A 19,811-nucleotide genomic window follows, 5' to 3' on the forward strand; every position below is an offset into this window, starting at 1 on the left:
ACAGCCTATTATAGAGATTAATAGTTACTATTAGGCTGACGTAGTGTCGGCTAGACGGTTCGTCACGCCAGTCATAAGGAGTAAACGCGGATGAAGACGAAACAAGAAAGCATCTTTTCTTCTAAAACCCTGACGTATTTTCTACAACTCGCAGAAACCATGAATTATACGCAGGCTGCTCAAATTTTGGGGATTACCCAACCAGCTCTGACCCAACAGATAAAGAAGCTAGAACGAACGGTGGGGGCACCGCTCTTCTACTCAGTCGGGAAGAAGCTTCGGTTGTCGGACGCTGGCTATACCATGTTAGACGCCACGCACAAAATTTATGCCATTCTGAACCAGGCAACGGATGAGATTCAGCAATCCACCAGTGCCACGCAGGGTGAAATCAACATTGGCCTCTTGGCTTCGGTCGAGGATGCCGTCTTTGAGGATTTTGCTATCCTGTCTTACCAAAGTAACCCCGAACTCAAGATTTCCTTCCACATGTTAACCCGGAAGGAAATTTGGGAGCGGTTGGAAAACAATAAAATTGACTTGGCCATCATGTACCTACCTGATGACTCCATCAAAAATTGGAAACCGTACGAGTCCAAGAAGATTATTTCGGATGACCTGTTGTTTATCCATCACGATGAGCAATTGGCTAAGAAACACCGGATCAAGTTCAAGGACACTACGGCTAACGTATGGGCCATGTATCCCGATGGTTACTACCTGAATCAGACAATTCACGAATCCTACAAGAATCAATTGGCTGATTTTCCCAAGGGTGTTGCTAACTTTACGACACCGACACAGTTACTGCATTTCTCAATGCAAACTGGGGCGTCAACGGCGCTGCCTAATTCGTTTATGGTTGGTCAAGATAACCTGCCAGAGACTTGGACGGCTCACTTTGATCCCAATATTCGCTTCGACTTAGCCTTTGTTTTCCGCAAGGGTAAAGCAGAGATTCCGCGGATCAGTCACTTTTTAGCGCAGTTTGACCGGTACTTGCATACCGACGATTACATTTCGCGCCTCAAACAATTGCGTAACAAGTAAATTTAAACAAAAAAATTTATTGATTAAGGGAGTTTTTTACCAATGAGTAAAGCATTAATTTTCGGTCACCAAAATCCTGATACGGATGCCATTGTGGCTGCCAAGGCTTTTGCCTACTACCAAACGCAACGCGGTTACGACGTTGAGGCCGTTGCCTTGGGCGAACCTAACATGGAAACCAACTATGTCTTGAATCACTTCGACGAACCAGCACCACGGGTCGTTAAGACGGTCTCAAACGAAGTTGACCAAGTGATGTTGGTGGACCACAACGAGGCCCAACAAAGTGTGAGCGATTTGGACAAGGTTCAAGTAACCTTTGTCATTGATCATCACCGGATTGCCAACTTTCATACGGATGCGCCCTTGTACTACCGGGCAGAACCAGTGGGCTGTGTCAGCACCATCCTGACGGAAATGTTCGACGAATCCAAGATCGAAATTCCAGCTAAGTTGGCTGGTTTGATGCTTTCCGCAATCATCTCCGACACGTTGTTATTACAATCCCCAACGACGACGGATAAGGACCGCGAAGCCGTTCGTGCCTTGGCTGAAATTGCCGACATCGACGTTCAAAGTTATGGTATCGCGATGTTAAAAGCTGGGACTAACCTGGCTGCTAAGAGTGATAAGGAATTGATTGATGGTGACGCTAAGTCTTTCGAAATGAACGGTCACAATGTTCGGATCGGCCAAATCAACACGGTCGACTTGGATGACGTTATTTCACGTCAAGCTGGCTTGGAAAAGGAAATGAATGCTGAAATTGCTGCGGACGGTTATGACTTATTCATTACCTTGGCAACCAACGTCTTGAACAGCGACTCCGAGCTCATCGTTGCCGGTGAACCTAAGGCTGTCGTTGAAAAAGCCTTCAATGCTAAACTCGACAACAACCGTGCCAGCTTACCTGGCGTAGTTTCTCGAAAGAAGCAAGTTGTGCCACCATTGACTGACGCCTTCAACGCTTAATTCGGTAAATTTACAATAAATTAGAACGCTCCTCGAAGAAATTATGCCTTCGGGGAGCGTTTTTGTCGCAACTTTTAGGTAACCCGCATATAATACGGGCCGATGGTAGCCGTTAGGCATCTTCCCTGTAAGAGAGAGGGAACTTTGCATGACAAGAAGTGCTTGGTATCGAAAAATCGTGATGGTGTTGGTTACGATTGGTCTTTTTGTCAGCCAAATCGGTGGTGCTGTGGCGTTGGCAGCGTCTACAACACCGTTTGGACCTGAAAGGTTTGTCACGAATCATGCGACCTATGCAATTACCACCAAATCGGCTTACTATCAACGGATTTGGCGCTCGGCCATTCGGGCATGGAACAGAACCGGGGCGTTCACGTTTAAACTCGCTTCCACCAAGTCAGCTCAGATTAAGCTGACGACGGCAACAAAGAGTGAGTCACAACAACTTGGAAAGGATGTTGGGTTAACGGAGTTCTGGGCCCGGCATGACTACCTGTTTAAGATCAATTCCGAGTTAAATCCAGAACTGCTACATGACTATGGCTATTCCAAGTCGGATGACACCCACGTTGCTGAACATGAGCTGGGTCACGCCATGGGACTTGCCCATAACCCGTCAAGAGACAGCGTCATGTACTACGAGAATCGCTCGGTTGCCATTCAGCAGGTTGATATCAATGGCGTTAAGGCCCGTTATCAAACACCGGCTGGGCAGGCAAGTTAGTCAGTGCGAAGTAGAGCAGCAAAAGTAGAATAGAAGATAAACGTCGACTCATTACGGGCCGACGTTTTTTGAATTAACGCCTAAATATCTGTATCTCTGTGTCAACGAGTCAATGACACAGGTTTGAACATCACGGCCGACAAGTTAAGCGCCACGGAAAAATTCAAAGGTGATTAGGCAAATTAATTGCCTTTTGCCCCAAGAGTCGTAAACTGGAAATAAGTAAAAAGTTGTGCACAATTGATTGGAGGAACCGGAATGAAACAAGAAGACTCTCAAGCAGATTTAAAGGCTCGTTTGACTGCGGAAGAATATGCCGTTACCCAGAATGCCGCAACGGAACCGGCTTTTAGCGGTAAGTATGATGCCTTTTATGAACCTGGTATTTACGTGGATGTGGCCAGTGGGCAACCCTTGTTCAGCTCGACCGACAAGTATGACGCAGGCTGCGGTTGGCCGTCATTTACCAAACCCATTGCTGCTGCCAACGTCAGGGAAAACGCCGACCGTTCATTTGGCATGGTACGCCAGGAAGTTCGTAGTAGCGAGGCCAAATCACACCTTGGCCACGTCTTCAACGATGGGCCGCAGGAAGCGGGGGGCTTACGCTATTGTATTAATTCGGCGGCCCTCAAGTTTATCCCCGTTGATCAGCTCGAAGAGAGTGGCTACCACGACTTCCAACAATTATTTCCCGATCAAAATTAAGGAGGCACACTCATGACACAGGTAGAAACGGCAATTTTTGCTGGCGGATGCTTCTGGTGTATGGTGCAACCGTTTGATACGCAACCCGGCATTCAGTCGATCATTTCCGGCTACACCGGTGGTCACACTGTGAATCCAACGTATGCCGAGGTCGCCAGCCATACCACTGGGCATACAGAAGCTGTACAGATTACGTTTGATCCAGCTGTGATCAGTTATGCTAATCTGGTTGACATCTATTGGCATCAAACAGATCCAACCGACGCCAGTGGCCAGTTTCAGGATCGTGGCGACAGCTATCGACCAGTCATTTTCGTCAATAGCCCCACACAACGTCAAATTGCATCGGCGTCTAAGAAAAAGTTGATTGATAGCGGTCAGTTTGACGAGCCAATCGTGACCAGCATCGAGGACGCCCAGCCATTTTATCCGGCTGAAGACGAGCATCAGGATTTCTACCGCAAGAATCCATTCCGTTACCAGATTGAAGAAATGGGTGGTCGCCAGGCGTTTATCGCGAAAAAATGGCAAGACTAACTGTCTAGTTGTGCATTACAATTAGCCTAGAGGATGGTGATTGCGAATGGGTTACGTTTTGAATTTACGCCAGTCGATTGGCTCTCAACAATTGATTGTTGTCGGCGCAGCAGCAGTCGTGCTCAAACAACAGCAACTCTTACTGGTAAAACGAACGGATAACTTACTCTGGGGACTGCCGGCGGGTTCCAAAGAACTGACTGAAGATCTGCAAACAACGGCAATTCGTGAATTAAACGAGGAAACCGGTTTGGTTGGTCAGGACCCCAAACTTTTAACGGTGGTCAGTGGTGTTGGCATGCAATACACGTATCCCAACGGTGATCAGATTGATTCAGTCACAACCGTTTACCAACTGACGGCGACTGGTGAGCTCCGAGCAGATCAAGACGAGACGAGTTTGGCGAAATTTTTCTCGTTAGCAGAGTTACCACCGACGTTAACGCCAATTACCCAACGCATTTTAAATCAACTACGAATCACGACAAACCTATAAGTCTGAGAGTAAAGGCCAAATCCAGGAAAGTTGGAGGAAGCCTTTATTTTTAGCTTCTAGTCCTACTTTCGATAATATATATTATGTAAAGTAGAATATTTTTTTACTTTATCGACTGAGACTGGTCGTTCCCTTTCTTTTGAATGTGTCGGTTCTTTTCAACGTAACTTATGTATTGACTGTCGTAGCCGTTTAAAAATTTAACTGCTTGAGTTTAATAGCCATCCGCTGACGATACTGCGTGGAACCGGCCATGATGTTTAGTAGCATCTTTCTTGTCTCAATGACTAGTACTCAAGCTGACCGACTACAATCGTCTGTCTGCAACCAAATCGATTTTATTTCTATTAAGCAATGCCACTGCAAACGTATTATGCTAGCATCTGTTCAATACTAGCTAAAACGATCAATTTACAGGCGGATCCTCCGTTAATTTCACGGTCAGGTCTCCGTCTAAACTCTGAACGTGTGCTTAGAATTAACGTCAAAAATCCCGTGATAACTGCTGATTCAGATACTATGGCAGCGCACGTTGCTCGCGATGATGAAGTCCCAATATCAGGTTCAGACGCGTCGTTAGTGGTCAGAACGTATTTACTATTGGTTTCAGCGATGTCAGCCGGCTGAATGGTCTAACAGATACCCAACTATGGGCTGGGCCACATTAAATAACTCGAAAATTACTGTCAGTGATACCAGTTGTGCTTAGACATCTATGGTCCAAGCCGTTGGTACCACAGTACAACTTACACTGAACGACTGATTTGGTGCTACTGCAATCGCTAATATGACTAGTAGCTCTAACATCAGGAAACGTTGTTATACCGGTATTTGACGGCTGTTTGTGGATTTTTGCAAACAATGATCATCAGCATGAATCCTAGGTTAAATGTGGTGAAAAAGCCCATATAACGGGCATCACTGACAATCTGTAGCCCAAACCCTAATCAGTCTCAGATTGGGGTGAACCCACTTAAGCCACCATTACTTTCATTAAAACAAATATTTTAAAGATAGTTATCGCCAAAAATAAGATGGGGGACTTGCTAATTTGAGCATTCACCGGTATCATATATCATATGAGAACATATGTTTGGAGGCCGTCTTATGGAGAAGCAGCATTACTTAAAATTAATTAACGAAGAACTGGCCACCGCGCCCTGGTACGTTCAGGAATACTACCAAGCTAAAGCAACCGTCCCCCTGTCTCCGGCAACCCTTTACCAGTATTTAACTGAATACCGGCGTTTCTTTAACTGGCTGATCAGTGAAGGTCTTACGCCGGCTAGCCGCCCCGCTGACATCAATATTCAAGTTCTGGCGATTTTAAAGAAAGAGACTGTTGAATTGTATAAGTCTGCCCTGCTGAATCAAACCAAGCTCACGGGCGCATCCGGCAGTCGAACTCACCCAACCATCAACCGCTCGTTAAATGCCCTCTCGTCACTCTTCAAGTATCTCACAGAAGACACGGAGAACGACGATGGCGAAGCCTACTTCGACCGTAACGTGATGCACAAGATTGCCCTGGTGCGGACCAGTGAGACCTATGCGACCCGTGCAGCTAACTTAAAAACGAAGCTCATGCTAGGCAATACGGACCATGATTACCTGTCCTATATCGACCAGAAATATGAAACACAGCTGTCACCGGCTAAAAAGCGGTACTTTCACCGGGATAAACAGCGAGATTTAGCCATCAATGCCCTCCTACTTGGGAGTGGTCTCCGCGTTTCCGAGGCAGCTAATGCGGACTTACGCCACTTGAACTTGAAGACGGGGACGATTGGCGTCGTCCGCAAAGGTGGGCAACGCGATACAGTGCCTATTGCCCCGTGGACGCTGCCCTACATTCAAGATTACGTCGAACACCGAGCAGCTATTTATCACGCCACCAGTAGCGATCGTGCGCTGTTTCTCAGCAGTTACCGTGGCCAGGCCTCACGGATGCAAGCCAATTCTATTGAAAAAATGGTCGCCAAGTACTCCTCATCGTTTAAGGTCCGCGTCACGCCGCATAAACTTCGCCATACGTTGGCTTCAAAGCTCTACCTGGCTACTAAGAACGAACAACTAGTAGCCACTCAGCTGGGCCAGAACTCAACGAGTGCGACTGGATTGTATACCCACATCATTGATGAGGAACAGCGGCATGGACTAGAGAAAATGTAGATTTTATTTTTTTGACCACGTGATTGCTGCTAAAAAGGGGCAACATCACTAACTTAATGATGTTGCCCCTTTTTTTCATGCATAACTGGCATGAGATCACCCATGATTGAAAATCAAGTTTCCAATCATGGCCCGACAGCCAATGGTAATGGGCAGCACGAGTTTCACGGCCCCTTACAAATTAATATCTGACATTAAGCCTGTCTTGACTCGCTAATCAATCCGTTGACCAATGGCAAATGCGTAGAATTTTTCTGCATATGGGCCATTATCAATCGACTTCTTTCCTTTAACATTTTCCTCAATGTTTAAGCCGATTTCGTACCCCTTAAGCTTACCTAATTTGGCGGCCGTATAACCGTAGTCATTCGCCAAAATCTGCTTAACCTTTTTAACCCGATTCTTCGTGCTAACAGCGTTACTCGTTGCTAAATATTCAGTAACCTTAGGGAAATAGGTCACGTTTTGATAACGACTCGTCTTCAGCACGCTCTTCTTAACCATTGGCGTTGCTGGATCCTCGTTACCAAGCTTCAGGCCAAACTCATACGCAGCAATATTCGTTAAATTATAGGTTAACTTCATATTGGGTAATGACTTTACTAACGACCGAGTAATCCCCTGAGTTGGTGAATACTTAATGTAATCTTGGAAATCCTGACTATTCGTGAACATACCCATCGGCACATAGCGACTCTTCAGCAGGTCCATCGCTAACCCGTGCGTTAAATACCCCCGCCAAACATAACCGACCGTTGCTTTAGGGTGTGATTTGGTCCCGCCGGCATTAAGGTAATAGTAGACTGCTTTGGTCCCACCATGCCGTAGGACGACAGTTGATGCACGTGTAAAGGTCGTATTAGGTCTGTCTGTCAAATAGCCGTACCGTTTCGTATGTTTTTTATTCCACAACGCCACTTTCTTATTAGGATACTTCGCGCGATAAGTCGGTCGCTCAGTTGGCCACTTTTCTGAGACCACTGTATATTTCTGAGAAGCCTGCGCCGTCTGCGAAAAAAACAGGCACAATGTGATACTCAAGATGAGCCCCAAGACTACCCCTAATGTCGCTCTAAACTTCATAACGTCCATTCCCCTTTTAGTTTATCTTACCATACTTCCAATCTTTTCAGGCCATATACAATCCAGAGTGTTGTCTATTAAACGTGGGCATGAAGTTTCATTGATGGCAAACTGTGCGGGACTCTGACCAGACCAAGGCGTATTGCACACTGGTAGTTAAGCACGCTAGCGAGTTAAGTCGTTTCTTGAAGACGTCTTAGGAACACTGTGCCCGGCAACTCACTTCCATGAATGCCAACCGCAATCCGACCAATATAATCTACGTATTTCAACCTTCAGTCTAGTGCATTAACTAGGTTCTTTACTGGTGCACCCCTTTCCAAAGAATGGTCAACCGACAGTTGCCAGAAAGATCTAAAGAGACCGGCCCGAACCGGAATTTCAATTCAACCCTGTCTCTTTGAGTAGCGTTTTTAGGTAACCAGCAAGTCACTTTGTCTAAACGCTCTTCTACCACCAGTCATATGCACTTGCCTAATCAGTTACTTTCGACTGAGATAATCACGGCGTTTCCTAAACAGAAAGGCCGTCAGTGGCATCAAGAATGTAAATGGCAACGCCAGTTGATATGGCCGGATAAAAGCTGCAGTCAGTTGGTCCTTGGTTTCACGCTTGATCGTCGCAACCGCCGTCGTCAAGACGCGATTGTCCTGGGCAACCTGTTGCGTGACAGTCCGACTGACTTGTTGGTAAACAGTCCGTTTTGTGGCCACTGACGCTTGGGCCAGCCGAGGCTGCCGCAATGCTTGCTGATAGTTTTGACGGATGAGTCGCTGGGCTTTTGCTTTATTGATAAAAGTAGTTTGCTGGTGAGGCGTTGTCTCTGTCTTCAGTTGATGCTTTACCTGAATCAGTGTGTCACTCTTTACCTTAGCCGTCACCGTTAATGCCTCAACCCGATTTTGCGCGAAAGTCCAGATATTTGTTTTGGCTGTCACTAAATTCGTCGATAGCGCCGACACAAAGATGGCCACAGCCAGGGATGTGCCAATCTGTCGGAAGACCCCGATGACGCTCTGCGATGCTGCTAATAGACTGCCAGTAAAGTCACCCGCTGCCAAGACTGTGATGGGGCCGATGACAATTCCATAACCGGCACCCACCAGGATCGCCGCCATGCAGACCTGCCAATACGCATTGGGATTCATTTGACTAAGGACGACGTAGCCACCAATCATGGCAAGACTGCCCATCAAGATGACGGCACGTGGGCCAACCTTGGCCAACAACAAGCCACTCAGCGGGGACCACATAAAAATCATGAGCGACGCTGGCGTAATCATCAAGGCCGCTAGCAATTCGCCTTTACCTTGAACCTTCGTAAAGAAGCTCGGCATCAAGACGAGTAAGGCAACCAGGAAGATTCCTGACATCACGGTCACAATTGCTGCGCCGACAAACTGTTTGTCCTTGAATAGTGTCAGTGGCACCATGGGCTGCTTGACCCGAGACTCGACCACCACAAAGGTCGCCAAAGCAACAAGACTCATCAGTCCCAGCCCGAGACACTGGTAACTGAGCCACCCCCAGTCACTGCCTTTCACCAGCAACAGGGTCAGGCTAAATAGCATCGTCATTGAAAGCAGCAATCCCAAAATATCTAAGTGTTCTGCTGTTTGCCTTCTTTCGTGTCGATCAAGCAGCTGCCAGCAAAGAACCAGTGCGAGCAGGGTAAAGGGCACATTGATTAAAAAGATGCCTCGCCAGCTAAAGAACTGCGTCACGATTCCCCCAATTGTTGGCCCCATGGCAGCTGCTAACCCCTGAGTAACTCCCAGAATGGCAATCGCACTGGTCCGCTTTTCCATGGGTGCACTCTGAATGCCAATCGTCATACTAGCGGGGAAAACAATCGCTGCACCCACGCTTTGAATCCCTCGGCCAACAATCAGCCATGCCACTTTGCCCGCCAATCCAGAAAATAGCGACCCAACCAGAAATAGCCCTAAGCCCAAAATGTAGAAGCGACTACGACCGTGAATATCGGCTAGTCGCCCTAATGGAATCGTCAAGGTAGCAAATAGAATCGTGTACAGATTTAGTGCCCATGAAAGCTGTTCTAAACTGACGGATAGACCTGTCTGAATTGCGGGTAACGCAATATTCATGACCGTTGTGTCCAACATGCAGAGAAAAATGCCAATGGACATTGTCCCAACTAACTTCGTTGATTTTTTCAAGATTGAGGTCCCCTCCTAATGTGTGTATCGCTAGTTTACGAGCCCCGATGATGATAAACTAGGTTTAGGTTACAGATAAGGGAGAGGTTGTTACCTAATGGACCCACAAGACCGGAAACAGCAAAATCTGACGGCCATCTACGGTGCCTTACTGGAGTTGATGGCGCAAAAACCAGTGATGACTATTTCCATCACCGAACTTTGTCAGCAGGCTCAAGTCTCACGGACTTATTTCTACCGCCACTATCAGAATTTTAATCAGATCATTCTGGCCTATCAGACGCAGAACATGCTACGCTATCTGCGGCGATTACCGCAGACATCTAAGGTTGACTTAACGCGGTTAATGACACACTACTTTGAGAATACCAAACTAGAGGCTGAAACCTATCAGCTCTTGATTAAAAATGGCAAATTAGATATTCTGTTGGAAACATTTCAGACTGTTTTTCAACTACTCATTAAGCAAGAGCGGATTGCAAATCACACGTCACGTTTAACGGCGCCTTATTACTTGGAATTTTTCTCTGGTGCTGTCATTAACGTCACGGTCAACTGGGTCAAGCATGGCTTTGTTGAATCACCAGCATATTTAGGCCAAACGGTAGCCAGTTACGTTCGCTCAAGTAATCTGATGTAGTGCGACAAAGGTATGTTCCCACTGCCTGTAGCTTAAGATTCTTGAGGAGTGATGAACTTGGAAACAACTGTCCCCAAAATTGGTCATTCACTTTGGGTTATTCTTCCTCGTGAACCGTTAATAATCCAGAATGTTGTATATTAGACATGACCCGTTTACTTCGCAGTTCACATGCATTTTTCTTGTCACTAATGTTAAATTTAGTTATACTGGCGGTAAATTAAGATTACAAAAGGAGTGATGAACATGGAAACAACCATTCGTAAAATTGGTAATTCAGTTGGCGCTATTATTCCTAGTGAACTTAATGCTGAGGCTGGTGACAAATATAAAATTGTTAAAATTGGTGACACCTTTATCATGACACCTTTGCGTGACAATCTTTTTAGCAACGAAGCCGACTGGATTGGTTTTCGCGACAGCATCTCCAAGGAAGATCACGAATGGGACGAGGCTAAAAACTAATGTATGTTCCTACCCAAGGAGATTTAGTCACTATCAACTTTGACCCCTCGATTGGTCACGAGATCAAGAAACGACGTCCCGGCCTAGTCGTTAGCAAGACTATTTTTAATAAAATGACCGGGTTCTGTCTAATCTGTCCGATTACGAGTACGAAGCGTGCTTTTGGAACTTATGTAACGATTGTTCAGCCTCATAAAATTAAAGGTGAGGTTGTGACACACCAATTACGATCAATGGATTTCGAGAGAAGAAAGCTAGAATTTATTGAAACATGTGATCCTGTGACATGGGCACACGTCATTTCTACGATTGATCAGTTCATTTAATTTACATCTGAGATTTAAGAAAGGTCAGGACACCCGCGGCGAATCCCTGGTGATCTGATCTTTTTAATTCTACCCCAATTGTCAAACCAAGTGCAACACAGGCTGATGAAGCGTAAACAGAATTGGATGCATGTTCTTGAAGACCTGGTCCTGGAAGACCTGGGCGGCGCTAGCGTAGCCCAGGGATTTACGTAAGCGATGGTTAAGCATGGCATCGCAATCGGTGAAATCCGCGCCACGGATCCCGGCGTGCTGCTGTCGATTGGGTATACGACCATTATTAATTACGTTCAGTCCGTGAGTGAACAGACGGTCGATCCTATTCAGGTACCGTTTGAAGCGATTTTAGATATGCTAGAGGCCATGTGGCGGAATCCTAGTCGAGACTGATTCGACCACGATAAGTTACTGGTTAACCGTAATTTTCAGAAAAAAATAAAGTCCAGGTGAATTCACATCACCTAGACTTTATTTGTCGTCTGCAAGAGAATATCGCGGTATTTTACGTCAATTCAGATCACCGCGACCACCTGTACTGCTTATGATTGACGTTGGGTATTAGCTTTCAAAAAGCTGATGAGTAGCCGATCGACTTGTAAATTGTCATGCAATTTACTGTGTTGCGCATTGGCCCCAACGATTCTGTGTTCCTGGTAGGACTTCGCCCGGTCAGCGACCAGATAACGTAGCGATCTTGAAGACGCATTGCTGACGGAGCCGTCCGAATGGGATCCATCATTCTTGTCGCCGTAAATGTTCAGCACAGCAATTTGATTTTTCGGATACGTCTTGCGCAGACTGAGCAACGCCTTATAGTCCGCTTGCATCTTGTCTGGCTTCCCAGCACGATTTAACTTCATACGGTTAGGCTCATCGTTCATGCCTAGAATACCGTTGAAATGCCCGGCAATATCGACCTGTTTTTGTAGTTTAGGCAAATTAGCCTTTTGCTGCTTCAGGTAAAACATGATGGCCATATTGCCCATTGAATGACCCACCATATTAAACGTTTTAATGTGATACGTCTGCTGGAGCTTAACCACGACCGCCGTGGCCCAGCGTCCCCATTGCTGTGCACTGCCATTGCGGTTATCTTCGAAGCCAACCTCCACAATTGGTCGGTGGTCATCCTGATGGAACTGGCCAGATAAGGTGACCTTACCTTGCTTCGACACCATTGCCCGAATTACGGTATTCGTCAACCCAGCATTCACCAGGGAGCGTGCCATCTGATTTTCAGCATGATAACTACTTCCCCAACCGTGAAAAAATAAGGTTGGCTGATAATTATTAGCCACATTCACAGTAGTCGACTGCTTATTTGACTTCGTACAAGCGGATAACCCCAAACCAACCAGTCCAATCCCCAAAAATAAAACAATTTTCCTCCACATAGCCTTTTCCCCTTTAGATTCTTTAAAAATATTGTCTGCTACTATTGCAAGGGTAACTTTACCCCTCCATGCCAACAATTACAACACCCTGAATAACCGGGTAACCGTTGGGCTAAAATCGTGATTGCTAATTGCCGACCGACTAATTTGGCCGGTCTGGTTTAGCTAATGCTGGCTCAACCAGTTAAGTGCCCCATTTCTCGGTAATTTAGTGCATACCGCAACGCAACCCGCTAAAATACCGTCACAGCAAGCATCTCGTTTCCTTGCGAACCCCCAAGTTGCGCGCATTTACCTTGCTATTTGCGGAATGATTGCCATGAATTGCTTGTTTGCAACCCCACCCATAACCAACAATAGAATTAGTTAAAGCGCACAACAACTAATGATGGGGAGGACGATTACATGCTCAATGTACAAAACGTAAACACCTATATCAGCCATAAGAAAATAGTGGCAGACGCCACCTTTAACCTTCAACCTGGGAGCATTACCGGGTTGATTGGTCCTAATGGTGCTGGCAAGACCACCATCATGAAGACCATCTTGGGGCTCACTAAATTTGACGGCCACATTCAGGTGAATCAGCAGCCCGTTACGGAAAATCAGCATGCCGCGCTGACCAACGTGGGGGCCTTAATTGAACACCCGGCCATTTACCCCTTCTTAACGGGCCAACAGAATTTGGCACTCTATTCACGCGATGCGGACGATATGCACCAGCTCATTGCCCAGCTCGGAATGACTAACTACATCCAGCACAAGGCCAAAGGCTATTCTCTGGGGATGAAGCAGAAGCTGGGCATTGCGATTGCCCTGTTAAACCACCCGCAACTGGTGATCCTCGACGAACCCATGAATGGCCTCGATGTTGAAGCGACCATCGGCGTTCGTGACCTGATTCACCAGTACGCTGCACAAGGAACGGCCTTTCTCATCTCAAGTCACATCCTGAGTGAACTCCAAAAAGTCATGACCCAGATCATTCTCATTAATCACGGCAAAATTATTGTGAACCAGTCGATTGCAGCCTTTAACGAACTGCATCAGCAAGATTACCAGCTGCGTACGGAAGACATTCAGGCAACGGCCAACCTGTTTAAGCGGTACACGATTCCCTATGTCCTCGCTGACCAAGTCTTTCAGGTCAAACGTGAAGACATTTTTCAAATTCAGGATCTCCTTTACCAACAACACCTGCATCTCCAAGAACTCACGCCGCTCACCACTAACTTTGAACAAATCGTCGTCAGCATTTTAAACCAACAACGGGGAGCTGATCATGATGCCTAGCTTACAGGAAGAGCTGTTCAAATTTACCCATCAGAAAATCTTTGTTGGCGGGATTCTGACGCTATTGCTCTTGATGAGCTATTCCGCGCTGACCATCGAGATGAGCACCACACAACTTATTTTCGAATTCGGCGCTGTCCAGTGGATCCCCATCATTGTCATCGCTGTGGGTTCCGCCTTCTTTGCCATGGAATATCAGCATCACACCATTCTGATACTACTCTATAAGACCACTAATAAATGGCAAATCTATTTAGCCAAGTTACTGGTTGTCTGGGTATACAGCATGGTCTTAATCCTAATTGCGGCCCTGTTCACCGTCATCTTGAAGTTTCTCCTGGTTGGTCAGCAGTACGCCTGGTTGGCTCCGGTCATCGATCACCAGACGCGTTTAGCCTTACTCCTCGGCAACTCGCTCGGCACCTTAGTTTATGCCCTATTCATCGTGACGTTAGCGTTCATGTTAATCATGTTACTCAGGCTAAACGCCGCGGTCATTGGGGTCGGACTATCTATGGGGTTTATGGGCGCCGGCTTTTCAGTTGCCCTCATGAAGTCATTTGCCTCACTGGTTCCCATTATCCGCTGGAACCCGTTAAATATGATTTTCGTAACGCAGCAGCTCGCTAATCCGCCGTACGCCGCTGTTTCTCATCTAAGTAATGGCGAAATAATTGGCGGAAATATCATCTACGCAATTATCTTTACCATTCTTGGCTACTATCTATTCAAGCACCGCCGAATCTAGACGTATCAACTCACAAGGAGGTACCCGTTAAAATGACCGCTAGTCTTTATCAAGAATTTTATAAACTCAGTCATCAGAAATTGGCCTGGATTTCACCCTTTATCTTGCTCATTCTGATGATTGGCACCGGTTTAGCTATGGGGTACAATGAAAGTAAGTTACTCATGGCCGCCTGCTACGACGCTCCCGACTGGATTATGTTAATCCTGGTTGTCGTTGGAGCAACAACGTTTTCCATGGAATTTCAAAACAACGCGATTCTAACGCTATTATACAAATCGCCGAATAAAATTTTCGTTTATTTTGCCAAGTATCTGGTTGTTCTGGGCTACAATGTTTACCTCCACGTGTTTGCGATTATCTTCACGCTGGGGCTCCATTTCGTGCCAATCAATCGTTCGGTAGCCTGGTCAACCCATTACCTGTACCAACAGCCTCTGTGGGAAAACATGCTTAAGACTTCTACAATCGACGTCCTGACAACGACGTTCATCATCAGCCTGATTTTCCTGCTCTCCTGTTTGATCAACAGCAATGTGGTCGTCATCAGTGTAAGCTTACTGGTGGTTTTTCTCGGTCAGTTTGTCTCTGCAAATTTGCTAAACGCGGGAAAATCTGTAAAGCTTTTCCGTTGGAATCCCTTTAATATGACGAACCTAACGCGCCAATACTATAACTTTGCGACCTATTTTGATACCAGCCACCTGCTTAATTTTCAGCTACTGATTGGCACGCTCAGCTATACGTTAATTTTCATGATTACGGGCTATCTCATTTTTAGAAAGAAACGATTTTAACCCTCTGGAGGTTTTACTGATGAACAAGTTTCCCGATCAATTAAAACAGCTTCGCAAGGACCACCATACGACCCAGGACGACCTGGCCACGAAATTATTTGTGACTCGTCAAGCAATTTCTAAGTGGGAATCTGGCGACTCGACCCCAGATCTAAACAACTTGATTAAATTAACCGACATCTTCAACGTCAGCCTGGACACACTGGTCTTTGGTGCCGAAGGAGAACCCAAAGTAGATACTAGTGAATTTGTTTTTGATCCCAAGCATAACCGGTACGTACGGCGCTTTGGCAAGATGAATTTCTGGGACTTCTTATCCGGGTACTGGTGGGCGGTGCTGGCAGTGGCATTTGTGCTTGGATTCTTTTGGGCGGCCCATTAGATTTTACGCAGGCGTTAGTCAGTGTCGCCCAACCACCAATAGTATCAGCGTTCCAGTAAAATAGGCGCGTCACAAAAACACATGACTGGCTTAGCTGGTCATGTGCTTTACGCTATTCTATAAAAGCGCCACGATGTGCTTAACACTTAGCGGTAAAATTTGCAAATCGCAGAACGCTTAGTGGCCGCTGTCGCCCGATTCTCCTAGCTGCTTTAATCCTGCCATCAGCAGTGTCGCCATTTCTGCCGGTGATTCCGGGTGTTCGTGCACCAGCCATTGATTTAAAACGTTCCAAAAGCCGCCAGCCGCAAAACTCATGATATAGTCCGTCTCGGTCGGCGAGCCAGCGATGTGCCACGGTGCTGGGAATACGCGATAAATCTCACTAGCCATCGGGGTAATCTTGGCCAACATTCGGCTAAATAATCCCTGCTTGATCAGTAAACGAATCTGTTGTCGTTCCTCCCACCAGAACGTGAAAAAATACGTCAACACCTCTTTAAACACCATTTTCTGTGGCGTAATCTGCTGTAACGCTGTCAAATAACGTTGCCCCACTTCACGATCATAGTAATCCAATAAGTCATCCTTATCTCGGAAGGCCCGATAGAAAGTTCGCCGCGACAGCTGGGCCTTTTCCGCAATTTGCTTAACCGTAATCGTCTCATAAGGTTGCTCGCCTAATAAATCAAAAAGGGCGGTGACCAACCAGTCTCTGGACTGCTGTGCCAGCCTTTCTTGCCCATTCACCATACCTCGGCCTCCTGTCACAAAACCCTACCATGTGTAGCACTTGTCCCTTAGGTCTTGTCTCCCTCAGTATACCCTGTTAAGGTCAAGGTGTCACATATGAGACACACCGACTCAGATGTGTCATCAAAGGGGGAGAGTCTCATGAACAAGTTAAAGAGCGTATTACCCGTTTTACTCCTAGGAAATCTGCTATGCATGATGGACGTGTCGATTATGACCATCGTCTTACCCGAAATTCAGTCGGCTTTTGGGGAAAGCCTCACCGAACTTTCTTGGGCGCTGAACGTCTACACCATTATCTTCGCAACGTTGATCATTCCATTCGGTCGACTGGCAGAACGGTTTGGTCAAAATAAATTTGTCTTCGCCGGACTGGTCGTCTTCGGTACCGGCTCACTTCTGACGGGTATGGCACCCAACCTGGCTTGGATGTTAGTTGCGCGGGCCATTCAAAGTGTTGGTGCCGCCGCTATTATTCCAACCAGCATGGTCATTGGCTTAGATCTCAGCTCCATGGCCAATCGTAATCGCGTGGTCGCCGCACTGGCTGGTGTTCAAGGACTAGCTGTTGCCTTAGGACCAACCATCGGTGGTATTGTTGCACAGTACTTTGGCTGGCGGTGGGTCTTCTTTATCAACGTTCCCTTAGTTATTTTGGACTTAATCGTCTTCGGTTTCGTCTTACCACTGCGTCACGAAAAGACTTCCCACGTTAAGATTGATTGGTTTGGCGCCGCTCTCAGTATGATCATGCTCTTTAGCCTCTCTCTTGGGTTGATCAAGGGTAACGATTGGGGCTGGCAATCAGTAACAATTCTGGGTCTCTTTGGTCTCGCTGTCGTTGGTTTCGGCCTCTTTCTCTTTTGGGAACGCCACACCGCCAATCCCATGGTCGATCTACAACTCTTCCGCAGCCGTAACTTTAACGGCTCAAGTCTTGCCCTAGTGCTGTGCAACTTCTTCTTGGGTGGCATGGCAGTGCTTTTGCCAACCTTCCTAACCCGGGTCCACGGTACCAGTGAACTCAAGGCTGCATTGCTAATGACCCCTTACTCGGTCACAGTGATGGTCACCGTTATCTTGACGTCACTGGTCATCAAGTGCATCAATAACAAGCTTATCGTGGCAACTGGCTTTATCTTGATGGGCGTGAGCTACTACCTGCTCAGCACCGTACCGTTAGGGTCAAACTACGATCAGCTGATTCTTGCGGATATCCTGTTAGGCTTAGGCTATGGACTAGTTGCTGCGACGGCAAATATTCTGGCTGTTGCCGACTTCCACGGTACCCGCCTGACCAGTTCACAAAGTGTTGCCAACGTGCTCCGTCAAGTGGGGATGGTTCTCGCCATTGCTGTATTCACAACCTTGCTGACAAGCAACGTAACTCAGGCTAAGCGGCACACATTAAGTGATGCCCAAGCCCGTGTAAGCCAGTTGGCCAATGTCACCACGAGTCAACAACGCCGGTTAACTGACAAGCTCCAACGAAAGCTCAATCCTAACAGCACGACCGTGACGTCGACGAATGCCAAGCTACCTGCCACGACGGTGACCATTTCGGCCGCCACCCGGCACCAGAAGACGGAACAGGCTTATCAACAGGCCCTAAGTCAGCTAGCCGTACAAAAGCAAGTCGCCCCTACGGCGATTCCACAGGTGATGAAGCAACAGGTTCACCACACTATCTCTCTAGCGGTCAATCAAAAGATCAACCAGAAGGTCCACCAACTTAACCATGAGTTGACTAATTTGATTCACAACATTCATCAAACGCTCAAGCATCAATTAAACCATGCATTCCTAAACGTGTTTGGTGTATTGAGCTGGTTACCCTTTGCCGCTCTGCTGATTGTCCCGGTCTTCAAGTTCCGCCACAATGATTAGTGCACTTGGTTGTCAGCAAAACTTAAAATAGCTCCATCAAAAACGGCCGCAGATTATAACAACATCTACGGTCGTTTTAATTGGGTATTAAAGCTTACCTCAGGACGCGGTCACCCTTCATGGTTCTGCGCCAAATCATGCGCCAGAAAATCGGCGGTCAATCCCTGCAGTCCAATACTGGCAGCCACCTGGTCGGACAAGTCACTGGGCACACGAATCGCATGCGCCACTGGAACCGCCACCAACGCTGCGTTTGCCAGGGGAACATCCACGAATAAGACCCGTTCGCCCACCGCAAAAGTTGTGACGTCCTCACCACAGGCGACCACTTTGCCAATGCCTTCGTACCCATTGATGTATGGTGTGTGCGCCTCGAGATGGTACGTTCCCTGCCGTCGATAAATATCTGCATAATTCAGTCCAATGTAATGGGGCTTGATCAGCAGGGTGTCTGCGTGAACCACTGGCTCGGCAACGTCGCCGTATTGCAAGACCGCTGGACCGCCGAATTCCGTAAAGTATAAGACTTTCACTGGATTAACCTCCTAATATCCTTCGATGTTCTCAAACGATTGGCCATCAGGTCGACCTATAATAAATTTACCGACTAAAAAAAGCTCACCAAATAACTGACGGCGAGCTTCCTAAGCTAGGCTTCTAACATGGTGACAAACCGGTGATCCCAAATGCCCTCATAAAAGGCGATGGTCTGGTCGGCCGTCATGAATTTATTGTCAATGGTGGTTGTCAGTCCCCGCGTCATTTCTAGGTCGTAGCCGATACCGTGGGCCACCTTGGTCGTCGTGTCTACACAGTATTCAACCTGGGCACCACAAATTTCCAAAGATTCGGCCGCAAAGCTCGTTAGCACCCGCCGTAAGTTCGTGTGATAAAACGCGTTGGCGTGGGTCTTAGATACGACTGAATCCGTTGCGCGATAGTCCAGTTCGGGAATCAACTCCCACGCGTGCGACCCCTTAACCAGGTCGTCGTCCGCCTGTTGCACAAACACGATGGCTTTTTTGGCTTTCCGGTACGCAGCAATCCGGGCGTTAACGCCGGCAATCACTTGGGACAGGTGTGCGGCGGTCTGTTCACCGTAGCACACACCGTTTTGAAGATCAATGACTAATAAGACATCTGCCATGTTGATGGCCTCCTTCAAGGAACTTTCTGTTTAACTTTTATGATACGCCCTTTACGG

The 19,811-nt window shown here is 47.0% G+C and carries 21 protein-coding genes and 1 pseudogene; 16 read left to right on the forward strand and 6 right to left on the reverse strand.

Annotation, left to right across the window (positions count from 1 at the left end; all coding sequences use genetic code 11):
• The first annotated feature begins 90 nt into the window (after window positions 1–90).
• From ACKTSF_RS02645 to xerS, 7 genes are all read left to right on the forward strand, one after another.
• Entirely contained in the window at window positions 91–1,050 is a 960-nt protein-coding gene (locus ACKTSF_RS02645) for a LysR family transcriptional regulator (protein WP_407886374.1), read from the forward strand.
• A gap of 42 nt (window positions 1,051–1,092) precedes the next feature.
• Window positions 1,093–2,022 (forward strand): manganese-dependent inorganic pyrophosphatase, encoded by a 930-nt coding sequence (locus tag ACKTSF_RS02650; RefSeq protein WP_407886376.1) that lies wholly within the window; start codon window positions 1,093–1,095, stop codon window positions 2,020–2,022.
• 148 nt (window positions 2,023–2,170) lie between these two features.
• On the forward strand, window positions 2,171–2,746 hold the full coding sequence (locus ACKTSF_RS02655) for a matrixin family metalloprotease (RefSeq protein WP_407886378.1): 576 nt from the start codon (window positions 2,171–2,173) through the stop codon (window positions 2,744–2,746).
• Between the two features lie 258 nt (window positions 2,747–3,004).
• Window positions 3,005–3,454: a peptide-methionine (R)-S-oxide reductase MsrB gene (gene msrB, locus ACKTSF_RS02660; protein WP_407886380.1), complete on the forward strand. Its 450-nt coding sequence runs from the start codon at window positions 3,005–3,007 to the stop codon at window positions 3,452–3,454.
• 12 nt (window positions 3,455–3,466) lie between these two features.
• On the forward strand, window positions 3,467–3,991 hold the full coding sequence (gene msrA / locus ACKTSF_RS02665; protein ID WP_407886382.1) for a peptide-methionine (S)-S-oxide reductase MsrA: 525 nt from the start codon (window positions 3,467–3,469) through the stop codon (window positions 3,989–3,991).
• A 46-nt stretch (window positions 3,992–4,037) separates the two neighbouring features.
• Entirely contained in the window at window positions 4,038–4,487 is a 450-nt protein-coding gene (locus tag ACKTSF_RS02670; RefSeq protein ID WP_407886384.1) for an NUDIX domain-containing protein, read from the forward strand.
• Window positions 4,488–5,594: 1,107 nt separating this feature from the next.
• Complete coding sequence (gene xerS, locus ACKTSF_RS02675) at window positions 5,595–6,659, forward strand: tyrosine recombinase XerS (protein WP_407886386.1); 1,065 nt, start codon at window positions 5,595–5,597, stop codon at window positions 6,657–6,659.
• A 213-nt stretch (window positions 6,660–6,872) separates the two neighbouring features.
• Here the strand turns inward: xerS and ACKTSF_RS02680 are convergent, their stop codons facing one another.
• Both ACKTSF_RS02680 and ACKTSF_RS02685 read right to left on the reverse strand, forming a co-directional pair.
• The gene (locus ACKTSF_RS02680) at window positions 6,873–7,742 is read right to left on the reverse strand and encodes a hypothetical protein (RefSeq protein ID WP_407886388.1); all 870 of its coding nucleotides are present in this window, start codon (window positions 7,740–7,742) and stop codon (window positions 6,873–6,875) included.
• Window positions 7,743–8,224: 482 nt separating this feature from the next.
• Entirely contained in the window at window positions 8,225–9,925 is a 1,701-nt protein-coding gene (locus ACKTSF_RS02685) for an MFS transporter (RefSeq protein WP_407886580.1), read from the reverse strand.
• 94 nt (window positions 9,926–10,019) lie between these two features.
• Here ACKTSF_RS02685 and ACKTSF_RS02690 point away from each other — a divergent pair, with 94 nt between their 5' ends.
• From ACKTSF_RS02690 to ACKTSF_RS02705, 4 genes are all read left to right on the forward strand, one after another.
• Window positions 10,020–10,562, forward strand: coding sequence for a TetR/AcrR family transcriptional regulator (locus ACKTSF_RS02690; RefSeq protein WP_407886390.1), 543 nt, complete (start codon window positions 10,020–10,022; stop codon window positions 10,560–10,562).
• A gap of 246 nt (window positions 10,563–10,808) precedes the next feature.
• Window positions 10,809–11,027, forward strand: a complete 219-nt coding sequence (locus tag ACKTSF_RS02695) for an AbrB/MazE/SpoVT family DNA-binding domain-containing protein (RefSeq protein WP_407886392.1) — start codon at window positions 10,809–10,811, stop codon at window positions 11,025–11,027.
• Complete coding sequence (locus ACKTSF_RS02700; RefSeq protein ID WP_407886394.1) at window positions 11,027–11,353, forward strand: type II toxin-antitoxin system PemK/MazF family toxin; 327 nt, start codon at window positions 11,027–11,029, stop codon at window positions 11,351–11,353. The genes ACKTSF_RS02695 and ACKTSF_RS02700 overlap by 1 nt, the downstream gene beginning before the upstream one ends.
• A 198-nt stretch (window positions 11,354–11,551) precedes the next feature.
• Window positions 11,552–11,743, forward strand: a complete 192-nt coding sequence (locus ACKTSF_RS02705; protein WP_407886396.1) for a hypothetical protein — start codon at window positions 11,552–11,554, stop codon at window positions 11,741–11,743.
• A 149-nt stretch (window positions 11,744–11,892) separates the two neighbouring features.
• Here the strand turns inward: ACKTSF_RS02705 and ACKTSF_RS02710 are convergent, their stop codons facing one another.
• Window positions 11,893–12,747, reverse strand: coding sequence for an alpha/beta hydrolase (locus ACKTSF_RS02710; protein WP_407886398.1), 855 nt, complete (start codon window positions 12,745–12,747; stop codon window positions 11,893–11,895).
• A gap of 405 nt (window positions 12,748–13,152) precedes the next feature.
• Here ACKTSF_RS02710 and ACKTSF_RS02715 point away from each other — a divergent pair, with 405 nt between their 5' ends.
• The 4 genes from ACKTSF_RS02715 to ACKTSF_RS02730 are packed head-to-tail and all read left to right on the forward strand — an operon-like array spanning window position 13,153 to window position 15,967.
• Complete coding sequence (locus tag ACKTSF_RS02715) at window positions 13,153–14,040, forward strand: ABC transporter ATP-binding protein (protein WP_407886399.1); 888 nt, start codon at window positions 13,153–13,155, stop codon at window positions 14,038–14,040.
• Complete coding sequence (locus ACKTSF_RS02720) at window positions 14,033–14,788, forward strand: DUF2705 family protein (RefSeq protein ID WP_407886401.1); 756 nt, start codon at window positions 14,033–14,035, stop codon at window positions 14,786–14,788. Before ACKTSF_RS02715 ends, ACKTSF_RS02720 begins: the two co-directional genes overlap by 8 nt.
• Before the next feature lie 32 nt (window positions 14,789–14,820).
• Window positions 14,821–15,585: an ABC transporter permease gene (locus tag ACKTSF_RS02725; RefSeq protein ID WP_407886403.1), complete on the forward strand. Its 765-nt coding sequence runs from the start codon at window positions 14,821–14,823 to the stop codon at window positions 15,583–15,585.
• A gap of 19 nt (window positions 15,586–15,604) precedes the next feature.
• Window positions 15,605–15,967 (forward strand): helix-turn-helix domain-containing protein, encoded by a 363-nt coding sequence (locus ACKTSF_RS02730; RefSeq protein WP_407886405.1) that lies wholly within the window; start codon window positions 15,605–15,607, stop codon window positions 15,965–15,967.
• A 177-nt stretch (window positions 15,968–16,144) separates the two neighbouring features.
• Here ACKTSF_RS02730 and ACKTSF_RS02735 read toward each other — a convergent pair whose 3' ends face one another.
• Complete coding sequence (locus ACKTSF_RS02735) at window positions 16,145–16,720, reverse strand: TetR/AcrR family transcriptional regulator (protein ID WP_407886407.1); 576 nt, start codon at window positions 16,718–16,720, stop codon at window positions 16,145–16,147.
• A 141-nt stretch (window positions 16,721–16,861) separates the two neighbouring features.
• Here ACKTSF_RS02735 and ACKTSF_RS02740 point away from each other — a divergent pair, with 141 nt between their 5' ends.
• Window positions 16,862–18,607 carry an MFS transporter gene (locus ACKTSF_RS02740; RefSeq protein WP_407886409.1) on the forward strand — a complete coding sequence of 582 codons (1,746 nt, stop codon included), beginning with the start codon at window positions 16,862–16,864 and terminating at the stop codon, window positions 18,605–18,607.
• A 122-nt stretch (window positions 18,608–18,729) separates the two neighbouring features.
• Here the strand turns inward: ACKTSF_RS02740 and ACKTSF_RS02745 are convergent.
• Together ACKTSF_RS02745 and ACKTSF_RS02750 are read right to left on the reverse strand one after the other, a co-directional pair.
• A pseudogene (locus tag ACKTSF_RS02745) lies at window positions 18,730–19,140 on the reverse strand (alcohol dehydrogenase catalytic domain-containing protein); the annotation flags it as partial.
• A 116-nt stretch (window positions 19,141–19,256) separates the two neighbouring features.
• Window positions 19,257–19,754, reverse strand: a complete 498-nt coding sequence (locus tag ACKTSF_RS02750; protein ID WP_407886411.1) for a cysteine hydrolase family protein — start codon at window positions 19,752–19,754, stop codon at window positions 19,257–19,259.
• Window positions 19,755–19,811 lie beyond the last annotated feature (57 nt).

It is taken from the genome of Levilactobacillus muriae, from assembly GCF_045862015.1.
GTDB lineage: Bacteria > Bacillota > Bacilli > Lactobacillales > Lactobacillaceae > Levilactobacillus > Levilactobacillus muriae.

Bases quoted from the DNA above. Each gene is read 5' to 3' on its own strand.
- msrB (WP_407886380.1), top strand. From the start codon at position 3,005: ATGAAACAAGAAGACTCTCAAGCAGATTTAAAGGCTCGTTTGACTGCG.
- ACKTSF_RS02655 (WP_407886378.1), top strand. From the start codon at position 2,171: ATGACAAGAAGTGCTTGGTATCGAAAAATCGTGATGGTGTTGGTTACG.
- msrA (WP_407886382.1), top strand. From the start codon at position 3,467: ATGACACAGGTAGAAACGGCAATTTTTGCTGGCGGATGCTTCTGGTGT.
- ACKTSF_RS02715 (WP_407886399.1), top strand. From the start codon at position 13,153: ATGCTCAATGTACAAAACGTAAACACCTATATCAGCCATAAGAAAATA.
- ACKTSF_RS02700 (WP_407886394.1), top strand. From the start codon at position 11,027: ATGTATGTTCCTACCCAAGGAGATTTAGTCACTATCAACTTTGACCCC.
- ACKTSF_RS02645 (WP_407886374.1), top strand. From the start codon at position 91: ATGAAGACGAAACAAGAAAGCATCTTTTCTTCTAAAACCCTGACGTAT.
- ACKTSF_RS02710 (WP_407886398.1), bottom strand. From the start codon at position 12,747: ATGTGGAGGAAAATTGTTTTATTTTTGGGGATTGGACTGGTTGGTTTG.
- ACKTSF_RS02705 (WP_407886396.1), top strand. From the start codon at position 11,552: ATGGTTAAGCATGGCATCGCAATCGGTGAAATCCGCGCCACGGATCCC.
- ACKTSF_RS02680 (WP_407886388.1), bottom strand. From the start codon at position 7,742: ATGAAGTTTAGAGCGACATTAGGGGTAGTCTTGGGGCTCATCTTGAGT.
- ACKTSF_RS02720 (WP_407886401.1), top strand. From the start codon at position 14,033: ATGCCTAGCTTACAGGAAGAGCTGTTCAAATTTACCCATCAGAAAATC.
- xerS (WP_407886386.1), top strand. From the start codon at position 5,595: ATGGAGAAGCAGCATTACTTAAAATTAATTAACGAAGAACTGGCCACC.
- ACKTSF_RS02740 (WP_407886409.1), top strand. From the start codon at position 16,862: ATGAACAAGTTAAAGAGCGTATTACCCGTTTTACTCCTAGGAAATCTG.
- ACKTSF_RS02670 (WP_407886384.1), top strand. From the start codon at position 4,038: ATGGGTTACGTTTTGAATTTACGCCAGTCGATTGGCTCTCAACAATTG.
- ACKTSF_RS02750 (WP_407886411.1), bottom strand. From the start codon at position 19,754: ATGGCAGATGTCTTATTAGTCATTGATCTTCAAAACGGTGTGTGCTAC.
- ACKTSF_RS02725 (WP_407886403.1), top strand. From the start codon at position 14,821: ATGACCGCTAGTCTTTATCAAGAATTTTATAAACTCAGTCATCAGAAA.
- ACKTSF_RS02650 (WP_407886376.1), top strand. From the start codon at position 1,093: ATGAGTAAAGCATTAATTTTCGGTCACCAAAATCCTGATACGGATGCC.
- ACKTSF_RS02695 (WP_407886392.1), top strand. From the start codon at position 10,809: ATGGAAACAACCATTCGTAAAATTGGTAATTCAGTTGGCGCTATTATT.
- ACKTSF_RS02730 (WP_407886405.1), top strand. From the start codon at position 15,605: ATGAACAAGTTTCCCGATCAATTAAAACAGCTTCGCAAGGACCACCAT.
- ACKTSF_RS02735 (WP_407886407.1), bottom strand. From the start codon at position 16,720: ATGGTGAATGGGCAAGAAAGGCTGGCACAGCAGTCCAGAGACTGGTTG.
- ACKTSF_RS02690 (WP_407886390.1), top strand. From the start codon at position 10,020: ATGGACCCACAAGACCGGAAACAGCAAAATCTGACGGCCATCTACGGT.